Annotated in this window: 25 protein-coding genes; 11 read left to right on the forward strand and 14 right to left on the reverse strand. The window is 64.8% G+C overall.

What is annotated here, in order from left to right:
* Window positions 1–6 precede the first annotated feature (6 nt).
* Window positions 7–1,032, reverse strand: a complete 1,026-nt coding sequence (locus VDP74_RS00540; RefSeq protein ID WP_322997652.1) for a hypothetical protein — start codon at window positions 1,030–1,032, stop codon at window positions 7–9.
* 363 nt (window positions 1,033–1,395) lie between these two features.
* On the opposite strand from VDP74_RS00540, the gene paaN reads away from it, so the two are divergent.
* The 6 genes from paaN to VDP74_RS00570 all read left to right on the forward strand — a co-directional run bounded on the left by paaN (window position 1,396) and on the right by VDP74_RS00570 (window position 7,141).
* Window positions 1,396–3,063: a phenylacetic acid degradation protein PaaN gene (paaN, locus tag VDP74_RS00545; protein ID WP_322997653.1), complete on the forward strand. Its 1,668-nt coding sequence runs from the start codon at window positions 1,396–1,398 to the stop codon at window positions 3,061–3,063.
* A gap of 32 nt (window positions 3,064–3,095) precedes the next feature.
* Complete coding sequence (gene paaG / locus VDP74_RS00550) at window positions 3,096–3,890, forward strand: 2-(1,2-epoxy-1,2-dihydrophenyl)acetyl-CoA isomerase PaaG (protein WP_322997654.1); 795 nt, start codon at window positions 3,096–3,098, stop codon at window positions 3,888–3,890.
* A 71-nt stretch (window positions 3,891–3,961) separates the two neighbouring features.
* Window positions 3,962–4,417: a hydroxyphenylacetyl-CoA thioesterase PaaI gene (gene paaI, locus VDP74_RS00555; RefSeq protein ID WP_322997655.1), complete on the forward strand. Its 456-nt coding sequence runs from the start codon at window positions 3,962–3,964 to the stop codon at window positions 4,415–4,417.
* Window positions 4,418–4,458: 41 nt separating this feature from the next.
* Entirely contained in the window at window positions 4,459–5,781 is a 1,323-nt protein-coding gene (gene paaK, locus VDP74_RS00560) for a phenylacetate--CoA ligase PaaK (RefSeq protein ID WP_322997656.1), read from the forward strand.
* Between the two features lie 24 nt (window positions 5,782–5,805).
* Window positions 5,806–5,964, forward strand: coding sequence for a hypothetical protein (locus VDP74_RS00565; RefSeq protein WP_416232905.1), 159 nt, complete (start codon window positions 5,806–5,808; stop codon window positions 5,962–5,964).
* A 31-nt stretch (window positions 5,965–5,995) separates the two neighbouring features.
* Window positions 5,996–7,141 carry an ABC transporter substrate-binding protein gene (locus VDP74_RS00570; protein ID WP_322997657.1) on the forward strand — a complete coding sequence of 382 codons (1,146 nt, stop codon included), beginning with the start codon at window positions 5,996–5,998 and terminating at the stop codon, window positions 7,139–7,141.
* Between the two features lie 49 nt (window positions 7,142–7,190).
* Here VDP74_RS00570 and VDP74_RS00575 read toward each other — a convergent pair whose 3' ends face one another.
* On the reverse strand, window positions 7,191–7,958 hold the full coding sequence (locus VDP74_RS00575; RefSeq protein ID WP_322997658.1) for an IclR family transcriptional regulator: 768 nt from the start codon (window positions 7,956–7,958) through the stop codon (window positions 7,191–7,193).
* 216 nt (window positions 7,959–8,174) lie between these two features.
* Between VDP74_RS00575 and VDP74_RS00580 the strand changes: the two genes are divergently transcribed.
* On the forward strand, window positions 8,175–9,305 hold the full coding sequence (locus tag VDP74_RS00580; protein WP_322997659.1) for a homogentisate 1,2-dioxygenase: 1,131 nt from the start codon (window positions 8,175–8,177) through the stop codon (window positions 9,303–9,305).
* A gap of 24 nt (window positions 9,306–9,329) precedes the next feature.
* On the opposite strand, the gene hmgA is transcribed toward VDP74_RS00580, so the two are convergent.
* The 6 genes from hmgA to VDP74_RS00610 form a co-directional block, all read right to left on the reverse strand.
* Entirely contained in the window at window positions 9,330–10,628 is a 1,299-nt protein-coding gene (gene hmgA, locus VDP74_RS00585) for a homogentisate 1,2-dioxygenase (protein WP_322997660.1), read from the reverse strand.
* Window positions 10,629–10,719: 91 nt separating this feature from the next.
* Complete coding sequence (gene maiA / locus VDP74_RS00590; RefSeq protein WP_322997839.1) at window positions 10,720–11,361, reverse strand: maleylacetoacetate isomerase; 642 nt, start codon at window positions 11,359–11,361, stop codon at window positions 10,720–10,722.
* A gap of 7 nt (window positions 11,362–11,368) precedes the next feature.
* A complete protein-coding gene (locus VDP74_RS00595) occupies window positions 11,369–12,388 on the reverse strand; it encodes a fumarylacetoacetate hydrolase family protein (RefSeq protein ID WP_322997661.1) in 1,020 nt (339 codons plus the stop codon).
* A 73-nt stretch (window positions 12,389–12,461) separates the two neighbouring features.
* Window positions 12,462–13,442: a TRAP transporter substrate-binding protein gene (locus VDP74_RS00600; protein ID WP_322997662.1), complete on the reverse strand. Its 981-nt coding sequence runs from the start codon at window positions 13,440–13,442 to the stop codon at window positions 12,462–12,464.
* A gap of 43 nt (window positions 13,443–13,485) precedes the next feature.
* A complete protein-coding gene (locus tag VDP74_RS00605) occupies window positions 13,486–14,763 on the reverse strand; it encodes a TRAP transporter large permease subunit (RefSeq protein ID WP_322997663.1) in 1,278 nt (425 codons plus the stop codon).
* Window positions 14,763–15,329: a TRAP transporter small permease gene (locus VDP74_RS00610; protein ID WP_322997664.1), complete on the reverse strand. Its 567-nt coding sequence runs from the start codon at window positions 15,327–15,329 to the stop codon at window positions 14,763–14,765. The genes VDP74_RS00605 and VDP74_RS00610 overlap by 1 nt, the downstream gene beginning before the upstream one ends.
* Window positions 15,330–15,494: 165 nt before the next feature.
* Between VDP74_RS00610 and VDP74_RS00615 the strand changes: the two genes are divergently transcribed.
* Window positions 15,495–16,397: a LysR family transcriptional regulator gene (locus tag VDP74_RS00615; RefSeq protein ID WP_322997665.1), complete on the forward strand. Its 903-nt coding sequence runs from the start codon at window positions 15,495–15,497 to the stop codon at window positions 16,395–16,397.
* Window positions 16,398–16,415: 18 nt separating this feature from the next.
* Here VDP74_RS00615 and VDP74_RS00620 read toward each other — a convergent pair whose 3' ends face one another.
* The 5 genes from VDP74_RS00620 to VDP74_RS00640 form a co-directional block, all read right to left on the reverse strand.
* Window positions 16,416–17,237 carry an FAS1-like dehydratase domain-containing protein gene (locus VDP74_RS00620; RefSeq protein ID WP_322997666.1) on the reverse strand — a complete coding sequence of 274 codons (822 nt, stop codon included), beginning with the start codon at window positions 17,235–17,237 and terminating at the stop codon, window positions 16,416–16,418.
* 154 nt (window positions 17,238–17,391) lie between these two features.
* On the reverse strand, window positions 17,392–18,399 hold the full coding sequence (locus VDP74_RS00625) for a TRAP transporter substrate-binding protein (RefSeq protein WP_322997667.1): 1,008 nt from the start codon (window positions 18,397–18,399) through the stop codon (window positions 17,392–17,394).
* Between the two features lie 112 nt (window positions 18,400–18,511).
* Window positions 18,512–19,663, reverse strand: coding sequence for a CaiB/BaiF CoA-transferase family protein (locus tag VDP74_RS00630; protein WP_322997668.1), 1,152 nt, complete (start codon window positions 19,661–19,663; stop codon window positions 18,512–18,514).
* Window positions 19,664–19,673: 10 nt separating this feature from the next.
* Window positions 19,674–20,834: an acyl-CoA dehydrogenase family protein gene (locus VDP74_RS00635; RefSeq protein ID WP_322997669.1), complete on the reverse strand. Its 1,161-nt coding sequence runs from the start codon at window positions 20,832–20,834 to the stop codon at window positions 19,674–19,676.
* 116 nt (window positions 20,835–20,950) lie between these two features.
* Window positions 20,951–21,862 carry a LysR substrate-binding domain-containing protein gene (locus VDP74_RS00640; RefSeq protein ID WP_322997670.1) on the reverse strand — a complete coding sequence of 304 codons (912 nt, stop codon included), beginning with the start codon at window positions 21,860–21,862 and terminating at the stop codon, window positions 20,951–20,953.
* Window positions 21,863–22,026: 164 nt separating this feature from the next.
* Here VDP74_RS00640 and VDP74_RS00645 point away from each other — a divergent pair, with 164 nt between their 5' ends.
* Both VDP74_RS00645 and VDP74_RS00650 read left to right on the forward strand, forming a co-directional pair.
* Entirely contained in the window at window positions 22,027–23,403 is a 1,377-nt protein-coding gene (locus VDP74_RS00645) for an MmgE/PrpD family protein (RefSeq protein WP_322997671.1), read from the forward strand.
* A gap of 31 nt (window positions 23,404–23,434) precedes the next feature.
* A complete protein-coding gene (locus tag VDP74_RS00650; protein WP_322997672.1) occupies window positions 23,435–24,658 on the forward strand; it encodes an MFS transporter in 1,224 nt (407 codons plus the stop codon).
* On the opposite strand, the gene VDP74_RS00655 is transcribed toward VDP74_RS00650, so the two are convergent.
* Window positions 24,655–25,548 carry a LysR substrate-binding domain-containing protein gene (locus VDP74_RS00655; protein WP_322997673.1) on the reverse strand — a complete coding sequence of 298 codons (894 nt, stop codon included), beginning with the start codon at window positions 25,546–25,548 and terminating at the stop codon, window positions 24,655–24,657. The two genes, VDP74_RS00650 and VDP74_RS00655, sit on opposite strands and share 4 nt — an antisense overlap.
* A gap of 128 nt (window positions 25,549–25,676) precedes the next feature.
* On the opposite strand from VDP74_RS00655, the gene VDP74_RS00660 reads away from it, so the two are divergent.
* On the forward strand, window positions 25,677–26,285 hold the full coding sequence (locus VDP74_RS00660; RefSeq protein ID WP_322997674.1) for an FMN-dependent NADH-azoreductase: 609 nt from the start codon (window positions 25,677–25,679) through the stop codon (window positions 26,283–26,285).
* The last annotated feature ends 8 nt before the right edge of the window (window positions 26,286–26,293 follow it).

Genomic DNA, 26,293 nt, shown 5'->3' on the forward strand with positions numbered 1-26,293 from the left:
CGTCGATCAGAACACCGGGATGATGTCCTGCATTTCGATGTCCGAGACTTCATGGCCGGTAATGCCGACTTCCGGGATGGCGGGAAACGGAATGCCGTAGCGATCCAGTACGCCTTTCAGGTTCAGCATCGCGTTCTTCCAGTTTTCGAGCTTGGCCTCGTAGGTGGGAATGCCGAAGCCCGCATCGCGGGCGATGGCCTCCGCTTCGCGCTGGGTCGCGATGAAGTCCTCCGGCAGATCCCAGAATTCCATCGGCGGTTCGAACAGCACGGCCGACAGGAACAGGTAGCCCGCCCGGATCTGCTTGGTCACGACGGATTTGTATTCTTCGCTCAGGCCTGGATAGTCGCGCTCCATCACGGCCATGCAGATCGCCATGTGGCGGCCTTCGTCGCGGCCGATGTTCTTGAAGGCTTCCTTGAAGACAGGTTCTCGCGAGTTCTCGTACATCTGCTTGAAGATGGTGGCCGCTGCGATTTCCCCCATCAGAAATGAGCTGAACAGCACTGCCAGATCGTATTTGGGCACGGCGTTCTTGTAACCGGTCCAATAGCGCGCGCCATTGAAGTACAGCCACTTGGCATTTTTCTGCAGGCGGCGACCGATATCGGTCTTGGGCTCGTAGGTGAGGGGATCGGGGTGGTCAAGCAATTTGGTAATCGACAGGCCGCACATGATCTCGTGATTCTGCTCGTCGCTGGCGACCGAGAAGAAGCACTTGCGCACGGGGTCTTCCTCGTGGACCTCGTAGGTCTTGATCAGGGCCTCGGCGAAGACGGGGGGCGCGGATGCGTCGAATACCGACAGCAGCGTCCACCAATAGGCGATCGATTCGCGCTCTTCCCAGGAATAGCTCTCGACATCGAGCGTATCCCAGGGCAGTTTTTCGGGTTCCCAGTATTCCCTGAGCGAGGCTTCCCAGACTTCCTGCAGTTTCTGGGTCTTGCGGTGCCAGGACAAGGGATAGACGTTGGGCTGTTCGATTTCGGGCGGAAATTCCATCTTGTCCGAAAAGCGTTCTTTGCTGGACATGAAAAGGCTCCTTTGGATAGGGGTACGGGGGTGGCGGATGGGTAGCGGTCTGTTTTTGCCTGTTTCCAATCCAGCACGACTCAATCATGTTACTCAATAGCCATTCTTGTCAATTTATATGTATCGCTTTAACACTAGGGTTTTCCTTGATAAATCCTGGATTGAAGATCAGTGCTGCGGATAACCCCTATAAGATCATTGATTCCAATGGTTATAGAATTACTTGATAAATCCATTATAAAAACCGATAAATAGATTTCCAGTGAAAAATCACAGATCAGAAGTGATACATTAATCAACATAAATTATCGATTTTTCGTATTTCTATAAGAACACCGCCCTTGGCCGGTATCGGAGACTTGCATGTCGCACCCCTTGCTGGATCAACACCGCCCCCTGCTCGAACACGCACTGGACACCATCGCCACACGCGGCTACTGGTCGGCCTTTGCAGAATCCCCCAGCCCCAGGGCCTACGGTGAAGGCGCCCCCGAAGCCGGCCGCGCCGCCTTCGAGGCCCACCTGGGAAAACCCTTCGAACTCGACCAACCAGGCCAATGCGGATGGCACGACGGGGAAACCTCGCCCTATGGCACCCCCCTGGGCATCCGCTACCCTCAGTCCGACCCCCGGATCCTGGTGCGGGCGGCCACGGCTGCCATGCCGGCGTGGCAGGCACTGGGCGCGGCAGGTCGAACGGGCATCTGCCTGGAAATCCTGCAGCGGCTGAACCGCCAAAGCTTCGAGATTGCCCACGCCGTGATGATGACCAGCGGCCAGGGCTGGATGATGGCCTTCCAGGCCGGCGGCCCCCACGCCCAGGACCGGGGCCTGGAAGCCGTGGCCTACGCCTGGCGCGAAATGTCGTTCATCCCTGCCGAGTCCACCTGGGAAAAGCCGCAAGGCAAACACCCGGCCCTGGTCATGCGCAAACACTACGAAATTGTCGGCCGGGGCGTCGGCGTGGTGATTGGATGCGCCACGTTTCCCACCTGGAACACCTACCCGGGGCTGTTCGCTGCCCTGGCGACCGGCAACCCCGTGATCCTGAAGCCGCACGGCAGCGTCGTCCTGCCCGCAGCCATCACGGTCCGCACGATTCGCGCCGTGCTTATCGAAAACGGCCTGGACCCGAATTTGGTCACCCTGTGCCTGCCACCGGACCACCAGGCCGCTCAGGCGCTCTACACCGACCCCGACGTCCACTCGATCGACTACACCGGAGGCAGCGCCTTTGGTCGATGGCTGCTGGACCATTGCCGTCAGGCCCAGGTCTACGCGGAACTCGCCGGGGTCAACAGCATCGTGATCGACTCCACCGACGATTACCCCGGCATGCTGCGCAACCTGGCCTTCACGCTGTCGCTCTATTCCGGGCAGATGTGCACCACGTCCCAGGCCATCGTCGTGCCGGCGCAAGGCATCGACACCAACGAGGGCCACAAGTCCTTCGAAGAAGTCGGCCAGGACCTGGCACAGGCAATCGAACGTTTCCTGGAAAAGCCGGAAACCGCCCTGGCCGTCCTGGGGGCGATCCAATCCGACGCCACGCTGCAACGCATCGACGAGGCTGCCGGCGGCGGCATGGGCCAAGTCGTGCTCGCACCCCGCGCGCTGCGCTATGACGACTTCCCGCAGGCACGCGCCCGCACTCCGGCCTTGCTGGCCTGCGATGCACGGGACACAGCGCACTACGCACAGGAACAGTTCGGCCCCATCAGCTTCCTGGTCCGCGCACAGGACACGGCCGCCGCCCTGCAACTGGTCGAGGATCTGACGCGCACGCACGGCGCGCTGACGCTCGCGGTCTACACCACCCGGGATGACGTGCGGGACGCCGCAATCGCAGCGTCCTGGCGCGCCAAGGTCGCCCTGTCCTTCAACCTGACGGGAGGTGTGTTCGTGAACCAGTCCGCCGCCTTCTCCGACTTCCACGGAACAGGCGGCAACCCGGCGGCCAATGCCTCGTACGCCGATTCGGCCTTCGTGGCCAACCGATTCCGGGTCGTGCAGTGGCGCGCCCACGCCTGACGCCTGTTCCCACCTACTCCAGGAGGCCCGGCATGAGCTACCAGAACATCCGCTTTTCCATCGACGAGGGCATCGCCCGCCTGACCTTGTCGCGGCCCGACAAGCTCAACAGCTTCACCGAAGCCATGCACCAGGAAGTGCGCGACGCGCTGGCTCGAATCCAGCAGGACAGCGCAGCTCGCGTCCTGGTGCTCGCCGGCGCCGGCCGCGGCTTCTGCGCAGGCCAGGACCTGGGTGACCGCGCCATGCAGATCGGCACCGGTCAGGCGCCCGACCTGGGCGCCACCGTCGAAGGCTTCTACAAGCCGCTGATCCTGGCGCTGCAGAACCTGCGCGTGCCGACGCTGGCGGCCGTCAACGGGATCGCTGCCGGAGCGGGGGCCTCCATCGCCCTGGCCTGCGATCTGGTCGTGGCCTCGGAATCCGCTTCTTTCCTGCAGGCGTTCAGCAAGATCGGACTGATTCCCGACACGGGCGGTACCTGGCTGCTGCCCCAGCGTGTCGGCATGGCGCGCGCCATGGGCCTGGCCCTGCTCGCCGAGCGGCTCCCCGCACGCCAGGCGGCCGATTGGGGCCTGATCTGGTCATGCGTCGCCGACGATGCCTTCGACGCCGAGATCGATCGACTGGCCCGCCAGCTGGCCCAGGCGCCGACCCGGGCCCTGGTGCGCACCCGCCAGGCCATGCAGGCCGCCCCCTCGCACACGCTGGAACAGCAGCTCTCGATGGAGGCGGGCATCATGCGCGAACTGGGCTGGCGCGCCGACTACGCGGAAGGCGTTGCCGCGTTCCTGGAAAAGCGCCCTGCGCGATTCACGGGGGAATGAGGCCATGACAGCCCTGGATTTCCGCCCTCGCGCCGCCCGCCAATCTGCCATCCACTTGGGAAACCTTCTCCATGACGCATGAAGCCCTCGCCCCCCAGACCCTGGCCGAAACCGTGGCCGCCGCCATGTGGTCCCGCGACCGCGCCGCGCAGTCGCTGGACATGCGCCTGGACTCCATCGCCCCCGGCAGCGCCCGGCTGTCGATGACCGTGCGCGGCGACATGCTCAACGGCCACGGCATCTGCCACGGCGGCATGATCTTCACGCTGGCCGACACCGCCTTCGCCTATGCCTGCAACAGCGACAACCACAACACGGTCGCCTCGGCCTGCCACATCGATTTCCTGGCGCCTGCCCGCGCAGGAGACCGCCTGCAGGCCTACGCGCAGGCCCGCACCCAGGGCGGCCGCACCGGAGTCTACGACATCACGGTCCACAACTTGACAGAGGGTCGCGACGTCGCGCTGTTTCGGGGCAAGTCCCACCGGATCCAGGGCATGGTGACCGACACACTGCCTCCAGGCTGAGCCCCTGCGAACCAACACCATAAGACCAGGAGACACACATCATGCCCGTCAAGACCGTCCAAGCCGGGGATCTGGAATCCATCGAGACCGCCAGCCGCGATGAAATTACCGCGCTGCAGCTCGAGCGCCTGCGCCAGACCCTGCGCAACGCCTACGACAACGTTCCCCATTATCGCCAGGCCTTCGACGCGCGCGGCGTCCATCCAGACGACCTGCAGCGCCTGGAAGACATCCGCAAGTTCCCCTGTACGACCAAGGAAGACCTGCGGCGCAACTACCCCTTCGGGATGTTCGCCGTGCCCCGGGAACGCATCGCCCGCCTGCATGCCTCGTCCGGGACGACCGGCAAGCCCACGGTGGTCGGCTATACCCTGAAAGACATCGACACCTGGGCGCAACTGGTGGCCCGGTCGATCCGCGCGGCGGGCGGGCGGGCCGGCGACATCGTCCACGTGTCCTACGGCTACGGCCTGTTCACCGGCGGGCTGGGCGCCCACTACGGCGCGGAACGCGCCGGCTGCACCGTCATTCCCATGTCCGGCGGCCAGACGGAAAAGCAGGTGCAGCTGATCATGGACCTGCGGCCCGACATCATCATGGTGACGCCGTCCTACTCCCTGGTCATCGCAGAAGAGTTCGATCGCCTGGGAATCGCACCCGAAGAGATCTCGCTGAAGGTCGGCATCTTCGGCGCCGAGCCCTGGGGCGAGGGCATGCGCACGGAAATCGAACGCAAGCTGGGACTGGACGCCGTGGACATCTATGGCCTGTCCGAAGTCATGGGCCCCGGCGTCGCCTCCGAATGCATCGAGACCAAGGACGGCCCGGTCATCTGGGAAGACCATTTCTACCCGGAAATCATCGACCCGCTCACCGACGAGCCGGTGCCAGACGGCGAGGAAGGCGAACTGGTCTTCACGTCGCTCACCAAGGAAGCCCTGCCCATCATCCGCTACCGCACCCGGGATCGCACCCGCCTGCTGCCTCCGACCGCCCGCAGCTTCCGCCGCATGGGCCGCATCACGGGGCGCACCGACGACATGCTGATCATCCGCGGGGTCAATGTCTTCCCCACCCAGATCGAGGAGCAGATCCTGCGCAACCCGATCTTCAACGGCACCTACCAGATCATCGTCTCGCGCGCCAATCACCTGGACCAGGTCGAGATCCGCTGCGAGCTGCAGCACGAGGCCGACGGCGCAACGGCCGAAGCCATCGACCAGTCCGCCCGACAACTGCAGCACCACATCAAGACCAATATCGGCATCTCGACCCGAGTCACCGTCATGCACTACGGAGAACTGCCGCGCACGCAGACCGGCAAGGCCCGCCGCGTGTTCGACGAACGGCCGAAACAGGCCTAGTCGTCGCGGCATCGGGATGCCCGCATGAATCCGAATGGCGGCGCGACCGCCATCGGCCATCCGCCGGGGATGAGCAGCACCCGGCGGCTCACTACCGCCCGTGCCGGCTTGAGATTGATCCGGCCTGTCGGTCGTTACGCTCTGTGCCCATGTGCATCGGTGCGGACCAGAGCATCGCCATGATCATCGAAAAAACCACCCAAGGAGACACATCATGAAATCACCGACCTGGCGCTGGATGACCGGCTGCGCGCTGGCTGCCTTCGCACTGACGGCGCACGCCGCCGACCCGATCAAGATCGGCTCTGTCCTGTCGGCGACCGGCCCTGCCGCCTTCCTGGGCGACCCGGAAGTCAAGACCCTGGAAATGTACGTCGACTCCATCAACAAGGCGGGCGGCGTCCTGGGCCGGCAGCTGCAGCTCGTGCATTATGACGATGGCAGCGACGCGAACAAGGCCAACGGTTTCGCCAAGCGCCTGATCTACGACGACCAGGTCGACGTCATCATCGGCGGCACCACCACGGGCTCTACCATGTCCATGGATCCGCTCGCCGAAAAAGCGGGCATCCCCTTCATTTCCCTGGCGGGCGCGGTCGTCATCATCGATCCGGTGAAGAAATGGCTGTTCAAGACCCCGCACACCGACCGCATGGCCGCCGAGAAGGTGTTCGAGGACATGAAGAAGCGCGGCCTCACGAAGATCGCCCTGCTCAGCGAAACCAGCGGCTTCGGCCAATCCGGAAAGAAGGAATCCGAACTGGTCGCGCCCAACTACGGCATCCAGATCGTGGCCAACGAGACCTACGGCCCCAAAGACACAGACATGAGCCCGCAGCTGACCAAGATCAAGAACACCCCCGACGTCCAGGCAGTTCTGATTTTCGGCCTGGGTCAGGGACCGGCGCTGGTCACCCGCAACTACAAGCAGCTGGACGTCAAGCTGCCGCTCTACCATGCGCACGGCGTGTGCTCGAATGAGTTCATCAAGCTGGCCCGCGACGCGGCCGAAGGCGTGCGCCTGCCCTGCGCAGCCCTGGTCGTCGCCGACAAGCTGCCCGACAGCGATCCCCAGAAACCGGTCGTCACGGCCTACGCCAAGGCATTCCAGGATCGCTGGAACGCCGAAGTCTCGACGTTCGGCGGCCACGCCTATGACGGCCTGATGCTCTACGTCGACGCGGTCAAGCGGGCCGGCAGCACCGACAAGGCCAAGGTGCGCGACGCCATCGAACAGACCAAGGGCTATGTCGGCACGGGCGGCGTGGTGAACATGTCGGCCACCGACCACATGGGCCTGGACCTGAGCGCCTTCCGCATGCTCGAGATCCACAATGGCGACTGGAAGCTGATCGACTGAATGCCAGTGTCTGCGCGATGAACCACCGGCCGCTCCTGCGGCCGGTTTTTTACCCACCCACCGCCGCCGAGATCCGCCGGCCAGCCGCCTGCAGCGCCAGGGCGGACGGGCTGTCCGGATCAGCCTGCAGGGACGCGGCGTGCCCCACCAGCGTCAGGGCCAGCAGCAGCTGGCCCTGCGCATCGAGTACCGGCACGCTGAGGGCGTTGATGCCGGGAACGTGTTCGCCTTCCACCACCGCCAGGCCGCGCGACCGGATGTCGCGGCACACGGCGGCGGCCAGCCGCCGCGAGGGCGGGTCCTGCCAAGCAGCGAAGACACGCCCCGTGGCTGAGGATTCCAGATCGAAGAGGGCACCCTCCGCCACCCCGACGGACACCCCTTGGCCCGGCTGGCAGACCCGGATGGCGGTCACCCCTCCCTGCCCGTTCACCGCGACGAAACAGGTTTCCCCCAGTGCTTGCGCCAGGGCGCGGGCCTCGGTTCCAGCCAGTTGCAGGGGATCCTGGCGCGCCAGCCAGGACAGCGCCAGATCGCGCACGGCCGGACCGACGTCGTACTGACCCGTGCGCGCATCCTGGCAGACCCAACCGGCGCGGGCCAGGCTGACCAGATAGCGATAGGCCTTGGCCCTGTGCATCCCGGCCCGCCGGGCGAGGTCCGACAGGCCGCACGGAGAACCCCCATCGGCCAGCAGGCGAAACAATTCCAGCCCCAATTCCACCGACTGGATCCCCTGGATGTCGCCGGGCCAGGCCCCGGCCGGCAGCGCAGCAGCCGCCTGCCTGGGTGGCATGTCGTCGTCGATAGGCACCATGAACTGTCTCCGCTTTTTTGACCCCGCTATCGCCCGCCACCCACCGCAACGCCCACCGATGTCAAACCAACACACCGATCGCCCCGATCAGAAGCCCGCCCAATCCATTCATGGACAAAAACTGTTGGACGCACGAACGAGATATGCCTTAGATTGTAATTGCTGCTTATATCATAACGCTGTTAATCATTGTATAACGTTTTGACGGAGACATCCATGAAGAACCCCATCACATTCCCCAAGGCCGAAGGCGTCTACACGCGCCAGGCTCATTGCGACATCCCCGACGGCCTGTACGAACGCGAACACGGCCGCAACGGTTTCTTCGGCCCGGCCAGCCACATCCTGCACACCCACAAGCCCACCAGCTGGACAAAATGGGAAGGCCCGCTGGAACTCACCCTGCTGGACCTGAACCGCCTGGACGACAGCGCCCCCTGCCCCTGGAAGGCGCGGCGCTTCATGCACAACGGCCAGACCCAGGTCTGTTTCTGGAAATTCGACGTCTCCATGCCGGACCTGGCGCGCAACGGCGACGGCGACATGATCCTGTTCTTCCACCGGGGCGAAGGCGAATTCTTCTGCGACTACGGCCACATGAGCTACCGCGAAGGCGACTACATCAATATTCCACGCGGCACGACCTGGCGCCTGGAAACGTCGACGCGCAACGAGGTCCTGACCATCGAAGCCACCGAAGACCTGTTCCAGATCCCGGAACGCGGCATCACCGGCCGCCACGCGCAATTCGACCTGGCCGTGCTGGATACGCCGAAAATCGACGAAGCATACAAGGCCCAGTACGGCGAACATGAAACCCGTGTGCGCGCCAAACGCCGCCAGCAGGTCACGACGGTGACCTTCCCCTACAACTTCCTGGACACGGCCGGCTGGCACGGAGACTGCGTGCCGGTGAAGCTGAACTGGCGCGACATCCGCGAACTGCTGTCGGACCGCTATCACCTGCCGCCAACGGTGCATGCGACCTTTCTGTCGAACACCATCATCGTCTGCACCTTCGCCCCGCGCCCCATCGAAAGCGACCCAGGCGCGCTCAAGGTGCCCTTCTATCACAACAACGACGAATTCGACGAGTCGATCTTCTACCACCAGGGCAATTTCTTCAGCCGCGACAACATCAAACCCGGCATGTTCACCCTGCATCCCTCGGGTTTCCATCACGGTCCGCACCCCAAAGCCTTCGCGGCGGCGGCAGCCAACAATCAGGGCGAACGCAAGTACACCGATGAAGTCGCCGTGATGATCGATTCACGCTACCCGCTGGAACTCGACACCTTGCCCGATGGGGTCAAGGTTCCGGGCTACCTGGACTCGTGGAAGGAATGACGCGCGGCCGCCCGACGCGCCCGATCAGCGCCGCGTCGGGTCGAAGTGCTTCGTCAGGCCCTGCCAGCAGCGGTAGTATTCCCGCTGCCGCTGCGGCGATTCCATGGCCTGGCGGGTGACCTGGATCGCCACCGGCGTCTCGAACATGAACGCCATGGTGTCGGCGATGTCGTCAGGCCGAGTCGTGTCTGCCGCGCTGGCCTTGGCGAAGGTCTCGGCATCCGGGCCATGGCCGGTCATGGTGTTGTGCAGCGATGCGCCGCCAGGCTGGAAACCCTCGGCCTTGGCGTCGTAATGACCATGCACCAGGCCCATGAATTCGCCGGCCAGGTTGCGGTGAAACCAGGGCGGCCGGAAGGTATCCCGCATGGCCAGGATGCGCGGGGCGAAGGCGACGAAATCGATCGTGTCCACGCCCGGCACAGCGCTGGGCGCATGCAGCACCAGGAAGATCGACGGATCCGGATGATCATAGGTGATCGAGCCGATCGCATTGAAGCGGCGCAGATCGTATTTATACGGCGTGTCGCTGCCATGCCAGGCCACCACGTCCAGGGGCGAGTGATCCATGCGGGCGCTCCAGAACCGGCCCTGGAATTTCGCCAGCAGTTCGAAGTCGCCATCGACGTCCTCGTAGGCAGCCACAGGCGCCAGGAAGTCGCGCGGGTTGGCCAGGCCATTCGAGCCGATCACACCCAGATCGGGCAGCCGGAAATGCGCGCCGGGATTCTCGCAGACATAGCCGCGCGCCACGCCATCGGGCAGACGGACCTGGAAACGCACGCCGCGCGGAATGACCGCGATTTCCTGGGGCTCGATCATCAGCACGCCCAATTCGGTCGCCAGTTCCAGGCGGCCCTGCTGCGGCACGATCAGCAGTTCGCCATCGGCGTCATAGAAATAACGGTCCCGCATCGAACGGTTGGCGGCATACAGGTGGATGCCGCAGCCGGCATTGCCGCCCATGGTCACCATGCCGTCCACGAAATCCACGGCTGCATCATCGCCGGGCAAAGGCATGGGATCCCACCGCAGCGGGTCCGGCGGAGTGGGGATGTCGTCGTAGTGGCTCAGCCAGCGGGCCCCGGCCGAGGACGGCTCGAACGGCCCGTGCGTTGCCGCCGGCCGGATGCGATACAGCCAGGATCGACGATTGGCATGACGCGGCGCGGTGAACGCCGTGCCCGACAGTTGTTCGGCATACAGGCCATAAGGGGCCCGCTGGGGGGAATTGCGTCCCGCCGGCAACGCGCCGGCCAAAGCCTCGGTGGCGAATTCGTTGCCGAACCCGCTCTGGTATTCCAAGGAGGATGTCGTGCTCATGATGATCTCCCGAAAAGCACGGCCGGCAACCGGCACACACGCCGGATACGCCAGACCATGGTTGGCGCCCGCCGTCACAAACGACGCACCGTCACTCGGCGTCGGGCTGCGCGCCTGGATGCGCCGCCTGGAAGGCGGGCAGCGATTCACAATACGCCGCGATTCGCGCGATGGTCGGAAAAGCCGACAGATCCACATCATAGCGACGCGCGTTGTAGACCTGGGGCACCAGGCAGCAGTCGGCCATGCCCGGCTCGTCGCCATGGCAGCAAAGCCCCGTCTCGGGCGATCTCAACTGGGCCTCCAACGACTGGAAACCCAGGCCTACCCAGTGCCGGTACCAATCGTCGCGGGCGGACTGCTCGACCTTCAGTTCGTGCGCCAGCCAGCGCAGGACGCGCAGATTGTTCAAGGGGTGGATGTCGCAGGCGATGTGCAGCGCCAGGGCGCGTACCCGGGCGCGGCCCAGCGCATCGGCCGGCAGCAGCGTGGCGGGACCACGGGTCTCGTCCAGGTACTCCATGATCGCCAGGGACTGGGTCAGGATCTGGCCGTTCTCGTCCAGCGTCGGCACCAGGCCTTCAGGATTGCGACGCAGGTAGTCTTCCCCCAGCTGCTCGCCGCCGTGGCGCAACAGGTGCACAGGCACGACCCGATAATCCAGCCCCTTCAATCCCAGCGCGATCCGGACGCGGTAAGCCGCCGAGCTGCGAAAATAGGAATAGAGATCCAGCATGGATTCAGGCTCCCGCGCGACGCTCGACCATCTGCTCGATGGTGCCGAAGATGTCCTGGCCCCGAGCATCGCTCATGTGAATGCGTACCGTGTCGCCAAAGCGCATGAAGGGCGTGGAAGGGGCGCCGCCTTCGATGGTCTCGTACATGCGGACCTCGGCGATGCAGCAATATCCTACCCCGCCGTGGCGGATGCTGGACCCATGCAGCCCGCCTTGCTTGTTGGACACCGTGCCCGAACCGATGATCGTCCCGGCAGCCAGTTGGCGCGTACGAGCGGCATGCGCAACCAGTTGTGGAAAATCGAAGGTCATGTCCTGGCCGGCATCCGGACAGCCGAAAGGTTCTCCGTTCAAGTCGACCCGCAGCGGCAGGTGGACCTTGCCGTCGCGCCAGGCCGATCCCAGTTCGTCGGGCGTGACGGCCACCGGGGAAAACGCACTGGCCGGCTTGGACTGAAAAAAGCCGAAGCCTTTGGCCAATTCCCCCGGGATCAGTGCCCGCAAGGATACGTCGTTGACCAGCATCAGCAGGCGGATCGCGCCGGCGGCGTCCGACGGCCGCGTTCCCATGGGCACGTCGCCCGTGATGACGGCGACCTCGGCCTCCATGTCGATGCCCCAGTCCTCCGTGTCCGCGACAATCGGGTCCCGCGGCCCGATGAAGCTGTCCGAACCGCCTTGGTACATCAGCGGATCAGTAAAGAAGGATTCCGGCACCTGGCTGTTGCGGGCGCGGCGCACCAATTCCACGTGGTTCAGGTAGGCCGAGCCATCCGCCCACTGATAGGCGCGCGGCAGCGGTGAATGGCAAGCGGCGGTATCGAAAGGGCGGGCCGCCCCGTCCTGGCCCGAATTGAGCCGATCGTAGGCGGCACGCAGCGCCGGCAGGCAGGCATCCCAGTCGTCCAGCGCCGCCTGCAAGGTAGGCGCGATCTCGGGCACTGCAACGCACTGCGACAGATCCCGGGACACGACGACCAGGCGGCCGTCGCGCGACTCGTTTTTCAAAGTGGCAAGCTTCATGGGGACTCCAGTTGCCCGGGCGGCCAGGGCACGCCCGGAGCGCAGGGCGGCCGCCCTGCGTGTAAAAGCGGACTTACTTCAGCTCGGCCTGGACCTGGTCGAACAGATCCTGGCCGACGCTGGGAATGAACATCTTCCAGACCGGCTGCACGCGTTCACGCATGCGGTCGTGCTCGACGTCGCTGACCTCGTTGATCTCCATGCCGTGTTTGGCCATGGTTTCCTTGGCGGACTGCGCCTGGGCGCGCGCCACCTGGCGCTGATAGGCCCGGGCCTCGACGGCGGAATCCTTCAGGATCTTCTGCTGATCCGGAGTGAGCTTGTCCCAGAAGGCCTTGGACACCAGCGGGATGAAGGCACCGTAGCTATGCCGCGTGATGGACAGGTACTTCTGGACTTCGTAGAGCTTGAGCGCGGCGATGACGGCATTGGGCGTGCCCTGGCCGTCAATGGTGCGCGTTTCCAGCGCGGTATAGAGTTCCGGCACCGCCAGCGGCACCGGATTGGCGCCCAGGGCCTTGATGGTCTCCTGGGTGATCTTCGCCTGGATCGACCGGAATTTCAGACCTTCGAAGTCTTCAGCCTTGGCGATCGGATGCTTGCTGTTGGTGGCGTTGAAAAAGCCGTTTTCCCAATACGCCAGGCCTACCAGCCCATGTGCGGGCAGGGTCTCGAGCAGCTTCTGGCCCACCGGGCCATCCAGTACTTTTTCCGCCTGCTGGCTGTCCTTGAACAGGAAGGGGAAATCCAGGATTTCATACGCCTTCACCATGCCCGTCAGGGTGGTGGTCTGGGGCACGGTGAACTCGATCGTGCCCCCCTGCAGGGCGGAAGTCACCTGCACGTCGTTGCCCAGTGCGCCGCTGTAGTAGGGCTTGATGTCGATCTCGCCCTGGCTCTTGGCCTTGACCAGTTCGACGAACTTGGCGACGCCCTGGCCCTGGTGGGATTTTTCCGGCAAGGTCACGGCGAATTTCGCGGTGACGGCCGCCCAGGCAGAGCCGGACAGTGTCGCGGCCAGCAGGCCGACCAGCAAAGTAGTGCGGATTTTCATGGGAGTCTCCTTGGGTGGAATGGAATGAAGTGGGTGCCGGGCGCTAGCGCCACCATTGGGCAGGCACGGTCACCAACGAGGGGAACAGGATCAGGGCCACCAGCAGCGCGACCAGGGCAATCAGGAACGGGCTGATGCCGCGCGTGGCCTGGGCCATGGAGACCTTGCCCACGGAACTGACGACGTTCAGCACCACGCCCACGGGCGGCGTGATCATGCCGATCGAGCAGTTCATGATGAAGATCACGCCGAAGTACACGGGATCGATGTCCGCCGCCTGGACAATGGGCATGAATACCGGCGTGAAGATCAACACGATAGGGATGAAATCCAGCACCATCCCGGCGAAGAACACCACCACCATCATGGCCGACATCAAGGCCAGTGGATGATCCGACAGCGCGGTCAGCCAACCGCCCACCTGGCCGGAGATGTCGGTGATGGTGATCATGTAGGACGCGACCATGGCCAGCGCAGCCAGCAGCAGCACGACCGACGTGGTCTGCGCCGTGGACAGCAGGCATTCGTAGACTTTGCGCCAGCTGAGTTCCCGGTAGACCACTACGCCGACGAACAGCGCGTAGGCAGCCGCCACCACGGCGGATTCAGTCGGGGTGAAGATGCCGAAACGCAAGCCGCCGATGATGATGACCGGCAGCATCAGCGCCCAGCCGCCCTGCCCCAGCAGGCGCAGGCGCTGCCCCCAGGGCACCCGGGGCGTCAGCGCCGCCTTCTGCCGCCGGGCGACGAACCACCAGGCCACGGTCAGGAACAGCCCCATCAGGACGCCGGGCACGATCCCGGCCAGGAACAGGCGCGTGATCGACACGTTGGCCACCACGCCGAAGATCAGGAAGCCGATCGAGGGCGGGATGACCGGCGCGATGATGCCGCTGGCGGCCATCAGGCCGCAGGCGCGCGCGGGATCGTAGCCGGCCTGGCGCATCATGGGCACCAGGATCGCCGCCAGCGCCGCCGTGTCCGCCACCGCGGACCCCGACAGGCTGGCCAGCAGGATGCCGGCGCAGATCGCCACATAGCCCAGGCCGCCGCGCAGGTGTCCGACGAAGGCGCTGGCCATGTCGACGATGCGCCTGGACAGCCCGCCCGCATTCATGAACTCGCCCGCCAGGATGAAGAACGGCACCGCCATCAAGACGAAATTGTCGGCTCCGGCAACGGCGTTCTGCACGACGATCTGGGCGTCGAACTGCCCGATCAGCAGCATCAGCGCCACCCCCGCGAACATCAGTGCGAAAGCGATCGGCAGGCCCACGGCAATCAGGCCCAGCAAGGTGCCAAGGAAGACCAGCGCGCTCATCAACGTCCCCTCTTGGGTGCGGCGACGTCGGCGGCATCGTCTTCGATGCGTTCCGCCAGGCCTTCGATGCGGTCGGCCAGGTCTTCCGTCAGGCCGTCATCGATGCCGACCAGCGCTCGGCGGATGTTGTTGCACACGGGAAAGATCAGCGCCACCCCGAACACCAGGGCCGCCCCATACAGCCAGGCGTAGGAAATGCCCAGGACCGGGTAGGTATTGCCCAGGTTGATCAGGGTCTGGCGCCATCCGCCGATGATGAAGACCCCGCAGCCAGCCAGGATCAACACGCCGGTGAATACCACCAGCGTGCGACGCGCTCGCGGCCCGATGGCCCGCTGCAGCGTGTCGAAGCCGATGTGGATGCGCCGCGCCGAAGCCAGGACGGCACCCATGAAGATCAGCCAGACGAACAGCAGGCGCGACAGTTCTTCCGAAATGGCGATGCCCGAATTGAACGCGTAGCGCAAGACGACGTTTCCGAAGACCAGGATGCCCATGATCGCCAGGCAGGCGACGATCAGGACTTCAAAGCCCCTGGCGACCAGGTGGGCGGTGCGGTTCATCATCGGCGCTCACCGCGCGAGATAAGAAGGGACATCATGCTTGTCTCCGATCCGGATGTGGATGCTTGCAGGCCGGCGCCCGCGCATCCTTGTTATGGATGCCCCATTAGACGGAGTTTCCAGATATCATACAAACAGTTTTTATTCATCGATTCATAGGATTTTCCGATGGAAGTCACGCTTCGCCAGTTGCGCGCCTTTGCGGCGCTGGCCCGCACCGGAGGCTTTACACGGGCGGCCGAGTCCTTGCACATCACACAATCAGCGCTCAGCGGCCTGATCAAAGAACTGGAATCTCAATTGGGGGTCCGCCTGGTGGACCGCAGCACGCGGCGCATCCAGCTCTCTGAAGTCGGGCGCGAGTTCCATACCGTCGCCACGCGTGTGCTCCGCGATCTGGACAGCGCACTGGACAATATCGATAACCTCAAGCGCCTGCGCCGCGGCATCGTCCGGATTGCCGCCCCGCAGCTCATGGCCAGCACATTGATCCCGGAAGTCATTGCCGGCTTCCGCCTCGCACATCCCCACATCCAGATCCACCTGCTGGACTGCGCCGTGGAAAACGCCATTACCCAGGCGGTGCGCGGCGAGGTCGATATCAGCATCGGCCCCTATCGCGAGGGCTTGTCCGACATCGCGGCCGACCCCCTGTTCGACCTGCCTTTCATGGCGGTGTTCCCCGTCGGCCACCCGCTGGAATCCCTGAAGCGGGTCGGCTGGACGGATCTCATGCGCCACCCGCTGATCGTGCTGCACGGCCAATTCACCGATCAGCTGGCCATGGACCTCCACCAGCTGTCGTCCCAGCAACCGGTGCGCCCCAGCCACGAAGTCACCTTCATGAGCACAGCCCTGAGCATGGTCAATGCCGGCCTGGGCGTGACGGCCTGCCTGCCGTATGCCCAGCGCCTGGTGGATCTCTATGGCCTGCGAGCGCGGCCATTGCACGACCCCGAAATCCGGCGGAAGTTCTTCATCTACAGCCGCCAGCACGCCAGCCTGCCGCCCGCAGCCGAAGCCTTCGTGCAGTATCTGCACGAACACGTGGGGAAACGACAATGGGAGTAAGGCCCCTTGGGTGCGCCGTCAGGCCCGGGTGAATCCGATTTCGCCCTGATGCGCCAACGTGCCGTCCTGCTCCGCCCAAAGCCGCGCCACGTCGCCGTCCTGCAAGCAGCCCGCCACCTGGAAAGTTCGCGGCGCAATCAGCGGACGCAGGCCACGGTAGGACAGTGACTGCACGGACAGTTCCGGATGGGCGCGGGTGAAGGCGCGCACCATCAGCGTGGCAATCAGAGGCCCATGAACCACCAGGCCGGGATAGCCTTCGACCTCGCGCACGTAGCGGTCATCGTAGTGGATGCGATGGCCATTGAAGGTGACGGCCGAATAGCGGAACAACCGCACGGGGTCCGGCGCCACGGCGTGAGTCCACTGGGCCTGCGGCGCTGGCTGGGTGCCCTGCAACACCGGAGGCGCAGGTTCGCGATAGACGATGTCCTGTTCTTCGGCGATGCACAGTGCGTCGTCCTGGGTATAGAGATGCTCGACCGTCATGAACTGCAGGCGGCCGCTGCGCCCGGTCTTTTCGACGATATCGACAATCCTGGACGCGCGCCGGGCAGGCCGCCCCAGCGCCAGCGGCGCATGAAACCGGATGCGGCCGCCAGCCCACATCCGGCTGCGGTCCCCGGCGGGCGGCAGAAAGGCATCCTGCTGCGGATGGCCGTCGCGCCCCAGGCGGGCATAGGGCTCGCCGTGGATGAAGAACGCCCAGTGCCACATCAGCGGCAATACAGCCTGCGGATCCAGCGATTCGTCCAGGCTCAGCGCCACCCGCTGCGCGTGGCCGGGGTCCAGATTGTCCTCGCAGGTTTCAGTACGGCCGATCCAGGACGAAAAATCCATGATCCGATGCTCCAGAATAAAAAGGCCCCCACGCTGCGTTCGGCTTGCTGTCCACATAGCAGCCTGCATTCTGGTCGGATCCACCAGGCACGGGGCAGTCCTCAGAACTGCCCCGTGTCCGGGTTCATCCCCCAAGGGGGCTCATGAGAGAGGTTCAGTTCTTGTTGGATGCCAGAGCGGCGTCGATCAGGTCCTTGCCGATCTGCCCTTCGAATTTCTGCCAGACGGGGTGCATGGCTGTGCGCCAGGCCGCAACGTCGTCCTTGGACAGGGTCTGGATCTTCGCCGCGCCAGCACTGGCGATACGCTGACGGTCGCGTTCATTGATCTCGGCCGCCAGTTTGTTGGCGTAGTCGGAGGCGCCCGCCATGGCCTTGCTGAGCCCGGCCTGCACGTCTTTGGGCAGGCCGTCCCACCAACGGGCATTGGCGATCACCATGTAATCGATGTCGCCATGATTGGTGACGGCAATGGTCTTCTGCACCTCATGCAGTTTCTGGGTATAGATGTTGGACCAGGTGTTTTCCTGGCCATCCACCACCCCGGTCTGCAGCGCCTGGTAGACCTCGGAGAAGGCCAGTTTCTGCGGATTGGCGCCCAGCTGGCGGAACTGGGCTTCCAGCACGTCAGAGGCCTGGATGCGGAATTTCAGGCCCTTGACGTCTTCCGGCCGCGTCAGTTTGTCCTTGTTGGTGGACAGCTGCTTCATGCCGTTGTGCCAGTAGGCCAGGCCCTTGATGCCCTTGGATGTCATGGAATTCAGCAGGTCCTGGCCTGCCGGGCTGGCCTGGAAACGGTCCACGGCATCCATGTCGTCGAACAGGAAGGGCAGATCGAAGATCTGCAGCTTCTTGGTATAGCGGTCGAACTTGGACAGCGACGGCGCGATGAGCTGCACGTCGCCCAGCAACAGGGCTTCCATTTCCTTGCCGTCGCCAAACAGCTGCGAGTTCGGGAACACCTGGACTTCGACCTTGCCCGGCAGGGCGGCCTCGGCCAGTTCCTTGAACTTCAGGGCGCCCTGGCCCTTGGGGGCCGTTGCCGCCACGACGTGGCTGAACTTGATGACGATGGGTGCGGCCTGGGCGGCAGTCGCCGCCAGGCTGGCGGACAAGGTGAGGCCCAGTGCCAGCGCCAGGCGGGTCAGTGTGCGGGATTGCATGGTTTTGTCTCCTTGGAAGTTTTATGTGTGCAACTCGGGCGGCCCCTGAACATGCGGGCTGCCGGATTTCACCGGGGCCTCGTACTGCCGGGCCCCGTGCATTCTCAGGGATTCAACGGGGATCGCCCGGGAAACCCAGTTCCTGCAGGATGGCCTGGGTATGTTCGCCCAATGCCGGGATCGCGCCCATCCGGGTTTGCGCGAGGTCGCCGATGCCGGGAGGCAGCAACGCGGGCAGCGGGCCGGCGGGGCTGTCGACCGTCGTCCACCGCCCCCGCGCCTGCAGCTGTGGGTGCGCCCACACGTCGGCCATGTCGTTCATCTGCGCATTGGCGATTCTGGCCTCGTCCAGGCGGGCGACGACCTGGTCGATGCTGAGCGCGGCAAACACCCCCAGGATCAGGGCGCGCAATTCGCCGCGCGCGGCCGAGCGCCGGGAGTTGCTCGAGAACCGAGGATCGTCGGCCAGTTCCGGCTGCTGCAGGACCTTGTCGCAAAAGACCTGCCATTCCCGTTCATTCTGCAACCCCAGCATCACGGTCTTGCCGTCCCCCGCCTCGAACGGCCCATAGGGGTAGATCGTGGCATGCGAGGCCCCGCTGCGGGTGGGTGGCCTGGCGCCGTCGAAGCTGTAATACATCGGGTAGGACATCCACTCGGCCATGCTCTCCAGCATGGACACGTCGATGTGCCGGCCCCGCCCCGTCTTGCCGCGCTCGATCAGCGCCGCCAGGATGTTGGTGTAGGCGTACATGCCGGCGGCGATGTCGGCGATGGAACACCCCGCCTTGGCGGGCTCGTCTGCCGACCCCGTGACCGACAGAAAGCCGGATTCGCTCTGGATCAGCAGGTCATAGGCTTTCTTGTCGCGATACGGGCCGTCGTTGCCGTAGCCGGAAATATCGCACACGACCAGGCGGGGAAAGCGTTCATGCAGGGCCTCGAAGGACAGACCCAGGCGGGCGGCCGCGCCCGGCGCCAGGTTCTGCACCAGCACGTCGGCCTTGGCCAGCAGGCGCTCGATCACATCCGCCGATTCGGGCTGCTTGACGTCCAGCGCCAGGCTTTCCTTGGACCGGTTCACCCACACGAAATGAGACGACAGGCCGCGCACCCGCTCGTCGTAGCCGCGCGCGAAATCCCCCACGCCGGGCCGCTCGATCTTGATGACCCGGGCACCCAGGTCCGCCAGCTGGCGCGTGCAGAACGGCGCGGCAATGGCATGTTCCAGGGTGATGACCGTGATGTCCTGCAAGGGCAGCATGTTGACCTCTTCAGAATGAACGCGGCATGCCCAGCACATGCTGGCCGACGTACGACAGGATCAGGTTGGTGGAAATCGGCGCCACCTGATACAGGCGGGTCTCGCGGAACTTGCGCTCGATGTCGTATTCGCAGGCGAAGCCAAAGCCGCCGTGCGCCTGCAGGCAGGCGTTGGCTGCTTCCCAGGAGGCATCGGCCGCCAGCATCTTGGCCATATTGGCCTGGGCGCCGCAATCCTGGTGGGCGTCGAACAGAGCGCAGGCCTGATAGCGCATCAGGCTGGCGGCTTCGACGTTGACGAAGGCCTTGGCGATGGGGAACTGCACACCCTGGTTCTGGCCGATCGGGCGGCCGAACACAATCCGTTCGCTGACGTATTTTTTTGCCCGATCCACGAACCAGTAGCCGTCGCCGATGCATTCGGCGGCAATCAGCGTGCGTTCCGCGTTCAAGCCGTCCAGGATGTACTTGAAGCCCTTGCCTTCCTCGCCGATCAGGTTTTCCTCGGGGATCTCCAGGTCTTCGAAGAACAATTCGTTGGTTTCGTGATTGACCATGTTCAGGATCGGCCGCACGGTGAGGCCGTTGCCAATGGCGGACTTCAGATCCACCATGAAGATCGACATGCCCTCGGATTTCTTGCGGACTTGCTCCAGCGGCGTAGTGCGGGCCAGCAGGACCATCAGGTCCGAATGCTGCACGCGGGAAATCCAGACCTTCTGGCCGTTGACCACATAACGGCCGTCCTTTTTCACCGCCGTCGTCTTGATTTTCGTGGTGTCCGTGCCGGTCGTCGGTTCCGTGACGGCCATGGACTGCAGGCGCAGCGCGCCGCTGGCGATCTTGGGCAGCCATTGCTGCTTCTGCGCCTCGGAACCATGGCGCAGGATCGTGCCCATGTTGTACATCTGCCCGTGGCAGGCGCCCGAATTGCCACCTGCCCGGTTGATTTCTTCCATGATCACCGAGGCCTCGGTCAGGCCCAGGCCTGATCCGCCGTACTCTTCCGGGATCAAGGCGGCGAGCCAGCCGGCCTGGGTCAGCGCATCGACGAATTCCGCCGGGTAGCCACGCTGCTCATCCACACGCCGGAAGTACTCATCGCCAAATTGCGCGCACAAATCGCGAATGGCGTCGCGGATGTCCTGATGGTGTCCTGCAGCGTTGAACATGCACAGCCTCTTGATGGAAGGAGAAGGGGCAGCATGCAGGAATCGGCCCGGACAGGCAATTTTGTTTTGCCAAACCAGGCCTTTCGGATCCGGCCCGCGCCGGATCCGACGCGGCGTCAGCCAGGTGCGCTGTCCTGCGCGTCGCCGACCAGCAGATCCACCAGTTCCTGTGCGAAGACCGGCAATTCCCCGGCCTCGCGCCAGCAGATGTGCAGTTTGCGCAGCGACCATTCGTCGGTGAGCGCAACGAGGCGGATCGGCAGGGTCTGTGCATAGCGCAAGGCGGCCGACTGCGGAATCACGCCGACGCCCACTCGCGCCGCTATCAGGCGGCAGACGGCCTCGAAATTGCCGACCTCTACCCGGAATTTCAGGATGCGGCCCAGGTCCTCGGCCGCCTTGAGCAAAAAGGAATGGATGGCGCTGGATTCGAACAGGCTGATGAAATCGTCGTCCAGTGTCTGCTCGAAGGCACAGGCAGCCTGCCCGGCCAGGGGGTGATCCGGATACGTGACCAGCACCAGCCGATCGGTGCGATACGGCAGGTAGCGCACGCCCGCCCCGCCGCTGCCCTGGGCCGTGATGCCGATATCCGCCACGCCGTCGGCCACGGCCTTGACGACCTGATAGCTGAGCCGCTCGCGCAGTTCGACATTGACGTCGGGATGGCTGACCAGGTAGCGGCCCAGCACGGCGGGAATGAACTCATTCATGGCTGTCGTGTTGGCATAGACCCGAACCCGCCCCTTGATGCCCTTGGCGTATTCCTGGATCTCGCCGCGCAGGTGTTCCAGCTGGCGCAGCACCGTGCGGGCATGTTTGACGAACACCTCGCCCGAGGGAGTCAGGGTCACCCCCTGGCTGCCGCGATACAGCAGATCCGTGCCCAGGGCTTCTTCGAGGCTCTTGACCCGGTTGCTGGCAGCCGGCAGGGACAGGAACGTTCGCTCTGCGCCCTTGGTCAGGCTCTGGGCGCCAGCCACGTTGACCATGAGCTGCATGTCGGTGAGGTCAAAGCGTGTCGCCATGAAACGGATATCCCTTACGGTTTGATGAAGCCAGTCTTCAGCAAACAATAATAGGCAAAAAATTCCCCATGAAGCAAAGTCACCCCTGAAAAAGCCCTGCGGCGCAGACTGCAGGCGCCTGCCGGCAAGGCCGGCCCCCACCCCATGCGTACCACAGGAAAACCATGTCCCACCCCAGCGCAACACTGACCCGTTTCCTTGCCGATCTTCGCTATGAACAGATCCCGGCCCCCGTGCTGCGACGGGCCGAAGACCTGCTGCTGGACACCCTGGGATCCATGCTGGCGGGATCGGGCGCGCGCGCCGTGCAGACCATCGCGCAGTACGGACAGGCCATGGGGCCGCAGCAAGGCCCATCGGAAAACCTGGTCACTCGCAGCGGCACCAGCCCGGTCTTCGCCGCGATGAGCAATGCCGCCGCCGCCCACATGGTCGAACAGGACGACGTCCACAACGGATCGGTCTTTCACCCGGCCGCCGTCGTCATGCCGCCCGCCATGGCGCTCGCGCAGGCCCGGGGGGCCTCGGGCCGCGACCTGCTGACGGCCATCGTGGCCGGCTACGAAGCCGGCATCCGCATCGGTGAATTCCTGGGCCGCAGCCACTATACGATCTTCCACACGACCGGCACGGCCGGGGCACCGGCGGCCGCCATGGCCTGCGGCAAGCTGCTGGGGCTGGATGCTGCCCGGATGCTGCACGCGCTGGGATCGGCGGGCACCCAGGCGGCCGGCCTGTGGGAATTCCTGCGCGACGGCGCGGATTCCAAGCAACTGCACACGGCCCGCGCCTCTGCCAATGGCCTGATGGCCGCCTGGCTGGCTGCGCGAGACTTCACCGGCGCCAGCCGCATCCTGGAAGGCCCCCAGGGCATGGCAGCGGGCATGTCCCGCGATGCCGACCCGCTCCGGCTGACCGACGGCCTGGGCTCGCGCTGGGCGCTGCTGGAAACGTCCTTCAAATACCATGCGTCCTGCCGCCACACCCACCCTGCGGCCGATGCGCTGCTGTCCGTCGTGCAGGCGCACAACCTGGGCATCGCCGATATCGCCCAGGTGACGGCGCACGTCCACCAGGGCGCCATCGATGTCCTGGGTCCGGTCGTGAACCCTGCGACAGTGCACCAATCGAAATTTTCCATGGGCACAGTGCTGGGCCTGATCGCAAAGCATCGCAAAGCCGGCCTGCAGGAATTCGACGAGGCCCCAGCCGACTCGGACATTGCAGATTTCCGGGCACGCGTCACGATGCAGCTGGATCCGGAAGTGGACGGCGCCTACCCGCAGCGCTGGATCGGCAAGGTCACGGTCACGACGCGCGATGGCCGCACGCTGAGCGGCCGCGTCGACACCCCCAAGGGCGACCCGGACAACACCCTGATCCGCCCCGAAATCGAGGACAAGGTCCGCCGCCTGGGGCGTTATCAGAATGCCGCCAGCGCAGCCGACATCGACGCCATGATCCAGCGCGTCTGGACTCTGGCCGACACCGCCCGGGTGGGGGACTTCTGTCCCCGGGATGGCGCGCCCGCGCGCCCCTGACGGCATCCCGCACCAGGATTATGATTCCCTGATGTCTGCCGCCACCGACTCAGCCGCCACGCCGCCCGCCTCGTCCGCACTGACGTTGGCCGCCACCCTGACCATCCAGTCCCTGGTGTCCATGTCCCTGCTGACGCTGCCGGCCATTGCGCCGGTCGTCGCCGACGTGCTGGGCGTGCCGGCCGCCTACGTCGGGGTCTACGTGGCCCTGGCCTATCTGGGCGCCATGGCAGCCAGCCTGCTGTCCGGATCCGCCACCCGGCGCTACGGCGCCATCCGCGCCAGCCAGGCCGGCATGGTGCTGTGCGCGCTGGGGCTGGCGCTGTGCACGATCGCATCCGTGCCGATCATGGCCATCGGCGCCCTGCTGGTCGGCCTGGGCTACGGTCCCATTACGCCGGCCAGCTCGCACCTGCTGGCCCGCACCACGCCCGCCCACCGCATGTCTTTCGTTTTCTCGATCAAGCAGACCGGCGTGCCCCTGGGCGGCGTGCTGGCCGGCCTGATCGTGCCAGGCCTGGCCCATTGGGCAGGCTGGCAGGCAGCCCTGCTGATCGTCGCCGCCGGCAATTTGCTGTGCGCACTGGCGATCCAGCCGCTGCGCCCCGCCCTGGATGCCGACCAGAACCCCCTGCAAAAGCTGTCCGCAGGCAATGGTCTGATCGGCCCGCTGAAACTCGTCTTCAGCCAGCGCAGCCTGGCGGTGCTGGCCGGTGTCTCGTTCCTGTTTTCGATTGCCCAGCTGTCCCTGACGTCCTACCTGGTGACGTTCCTGAACCACGACCTGCACATGGACCTGATCGCAGCCGGCGTCATCCTGGCCGTATCCCAGGCGGCCGGGGTCGGCGGCCGCCTGCTGTGGGGCTATCTGTCGGATCACTATTTCGGCCCGGTCCGGACCCTGGCTGGCCTGTCCGCCCTGATCGCCCTGTGCGCCCTGGGTACGCCGCTGCTGCAGGCCGTCGACTCGAACGCGATCGTGCTGGTGGTGCTGTGCCTGTTCGGGGGCAGCGCCATCGGCTGGAACGGCGTGTACCTGGCCGAAGTCGCGCGCCAGGCCCCTGCCGGCCAGGCCAGCATCGCCACGGGCGGCACGCTGGCCATGACGTTCCTGGGGGTGGTGGTCGGCCCACCGATCTTTGGCTGGATCGCGTCGTTGTCGGGCAGCTACGGGTTCGCCTATGCCACGCTGGTGGTGCCTGCAGGCATCTGTCTGATGCTGCTGTGGCGGTATCGGGCGGCGTTCGGGCGCTAGCTCTCCATGGCCTCGCCGAGATAATCCAGGAACGAACGCACGGCCGGCGACATGCCGCGACGCGACAGATACGCGGCATGCACGATGCCCGAAGGCAGCGACCACCCGGGCAGGACCGATTCCAGACGGCCCTGGGCAATGTCCTCGTGGCACATGTAGTCGGGAATCATCCCGATACCGACACCCCCGATGATCGCATACAGCAGCGACAACAGATCGTCCACGATGCATGCGGCGCGGCACACGGCCTGGCACTGTGCCCCTTGCGGCCCGGCCAGGGCGAAGTGGATCTTGCCCGCCTGCGCGGACATCCCTGCCGCATCGAAGCGTTCCAGATCATCGGGGTGGACTGGCCTGCCCAGGCGCTGCAGCAATTCCGGGCTGGCGACCAGCAGGCCATGGCTCAGGCCCAGCCGCTTGATGACGGCGCTGCCGCTGTCGTCAAGGCTTTGGCGCACCCGCAAGGCGACGTCCACGCGTTCGCTGACCAGATCGACCACGCGATTGCTGACCTCGAGTTCCAGCCTGACCAGCGGGTGACGCTTCAGGTAGGCCGGGATCAGGGGCGCAATCACTGACTGAGCGAGCGTGACGGGGCAGGACACCCGCAGCGGGCCGCGCGGTTCGGCCAGGATCCGGGAGATTTCCGCGTGCGCCTGCTCGGCTTCTTCTCGCACGGCGACGCAGTGACGGACGTACTGCTCGCCCGCCAGCGTCAGAGAGAGCTTGCGTGTAGTGCGGTTCAGCAGCCGCACGCCCAGTTCGGTTTCCAGCCGTGCGATCCGCCTGGACAGGCGCGAGGTCGGCAGATCCAGCGCGCGCGCCGCCCCCACGAAACTGCCGTGCTCCACGACTTCCGCGAAATAGCGCATATCGTTCAGATCCTGCATGGATGATTCACCCCAAAAATAGAATGCTGTAAGCCTTGACAGCCATATTATCTATTTCATACCGGTAATGGAAAATATCGTTCATCCAAGGCCTTGTCCGGGCCTATCACTCACACAAGGTATTCTCCATGAAGCTCCTGCACATTGACTCCAGCATCACCGGTTCCGATTCCATCACGCGCCGTCTGTCCCAGGACATCGTGGCGCAACAGCGGGCCGCGCACCCCGGCCTGCAGGTCGAATACCTGGATCTGGCCGCCCAGGCCCCCCAGCCCCTGTCGCTGAACGCGCTCGGCTTCCGGATGCCGGCGGACGATGCCGCGATCACCGAGACCCAGCGCCAGGAAAATGAAGTCTCCGAGGCCCTGGTCAGTCAGCTGATCGCAGCCGATATCGTCGTCATCGGCGCGCCGATGTACAACTTCACCATTCCCGCCCAGCTCAAGTCCTGGCTGGACCGCGTGGCCCAGGCCGGCCGCACGTTCAAATACACCGAGACCGGTCCGGTCGGCCTGCTGGGCGACAAGACGGTGATCCTGGCGCTGAGCCGCGGCGGCATCTATTCCGCCAACCCGGCCATGGAGCATCAGGAAAGCTACCTGAAATCGATCTTCGGTTTCATGGGCGTCACCGACATCCGCGTCGTGCGCGCCGAGGGCATGAACATGGGTCCCGAGCATCGCGAGCGCGGCCTGGCCCAGGCTCAGGCCGATATCGAGGCGCTGCTGGCCGCCTGATCATTCGG

It is taken from the genome of Castellaniella sp. (genome assembly GCF_034674885.1).
Classification (GTDB): Bacteria; Pseudomonadota; Gammaproteobacteria; order Burkholderiales; family Burkholderiaceae_B; genus Castellaniella.

Coding starts and splice junctions, on each gene's coding strand:
- VDP74_RS00540 (WP_322997652.1), bottom strand. CDS start 1,032: ATGTCCAGCAAAGAACGCTTTTCGGACAAGATGGAATTTCCGCCCGAA.
- paaN (WP_322997653.1), top strand. CDS start 1,396: ATGTCGCACCCCTTGCTGGATCAACACCGCCCCCTGCTCGAACACGCA.
- paaG (WP_322997654.1), top strand. CDS start 3,096: ATGAGCTACCAGAACATCCGCTTTTCCATCGACGAGGGCATCGCCCGC.
- paaI (WP_322997655.1), top strand. CDS start 3,962: ATGACGCATGAAGCCCTCGCCCCCCAGACCCTGGCCGAAACCGTGGCC.
- paaK (WP_322997656.1), top strand. CDS start 4,459: ATGCCCGTCAAGACCGTCCAAGCCGGGGATCTGGAATCCATCGAGACC.
- VDP74_RS00565 (WP_416232905.1), top strand. CDS start 5,806: ATGAATCCGAATGGCGGCGCGACCGCCATCGGCCATCCGCCGGGGATG.
- VDP74_RS00570 (WP_322997657.1), top strand. CDS start 5,996: ATGAAATCACCGACCTGGCGCTGGATGACCGGCTGCGCGCTGGCTGCC.
- VDP74_RS00575 (WP_322997658.1), bottom strand. CDS start 7,958: ATGGTGCCTATCGACGACGACATGCCACCCAGGCAGGCGGCTGCTGCG.
- VDP74_RS00580 (WP_322997659.1), top strand. CDS start 8,175: ATGAAGAACCCCATCACATTCCCCAAGGCCGAAGGCGTCTACACGCGC.
- hmgA (WP_322997660.1), bottom strand. CDS start 10,628: ATGAGCACGACATCCTCCTTGGAATACCAGAGCGGGTTCGGCAACGAA.
- VDP74_RS00595 (WP_322997661.1), bottom strand. CDS start 12,388: ATGAAGCTTGCCACTTTGAAAAACGAGTCGCGCGACGGCCGCCTGGTC.
- VDP74_RS00600 (WP_322997662.1), bottom strand. CDS start 13,442: ATGAAAATCCGCACTACTTTGCTGGTCGGCCTGCTGGCCGCGACACTG.
- VDP74_RS00605 (WP_322997663.1), bottom strand. CDS start 14,763: ATGAGCGCGCTGGTCTTCCTTGGCACCTTGCTGGGCCTGATTGCCGTG.
- VDP74_RS00610 (WP_322997664.1), bottom strand. CDS start 15,329: ATGATGAACCGCACCGCCCACCTGGTCGCCAGGGGCTTTGAAGTCCTG.
- VDP74_RS00615 (WP_322997665.1), top strand. CDS start 15,495: ATGGAAGTCACGCTTCGCCAGTTGCGCGCCTTTGCGGCGCTGGCCCGC.
- VDP74_RS00620 (WP_322997666.1), bottom strand. CDS start 17,237: ATGGATTTTTCGTCCTGGATCGGCCGTACTGAAACCTGCGAGGACAAT.
- VDP74_RS00625 (WP_322997667.1), bottom strand. CDS start 18,399: ATGCAATCCCGCACACTGACCCGCCTGGCGCTGGCACTGGGCCTCACC.
- VDP74_RS00630 (WP_322997668.1), bottom strand. CDS start 19,663: ATGCTGCCCTTGCAGGACATCACGGTCATCACCCTGGAACATGCCATT.
- VDP74_RS00635 (WP_322997669.1), bottom strand. CDS start 20,834: ATGTTCAACGCTGCAGGACACCATCAGGACATCCGCGACGCCATTCGC.
- VDP74_RS00640 (WP_322997670.1), bottom strand. CDS start 21,862: ATGGCGACACGCTTTGACCTCACCGACATGCAGCTCATGGTCAACGTG.
- VDP74_RS00645 (WP_322997671.1), top strand. CDS start 22,027: ATGTCCCACCCCAGCGCAACACTGACCCGTTTCCTTGCCGATCTTCGC.
- VDP74_RS00650 (WP_322997672.1), top strand. CDS start 23,435: ATGTCTGCCGCCACCGACTCAGCCGCCACGCCGCCCGCCTCGTCCGCA.
- VDP74_RS00655 (WP_322997673.1), bottom strand. CDS start 25,548: ATGCAGGATCTGAACGATATGCGCTATTTCGCGGAAGTCGTGGAGCAC.
- VDP74_RS00660 (WP_322997674.1), top strand. CDS start 25,677: ATGAAGCTCCTGCACATTGACTCCAGCATCACCGGTTCCGATTCCATC.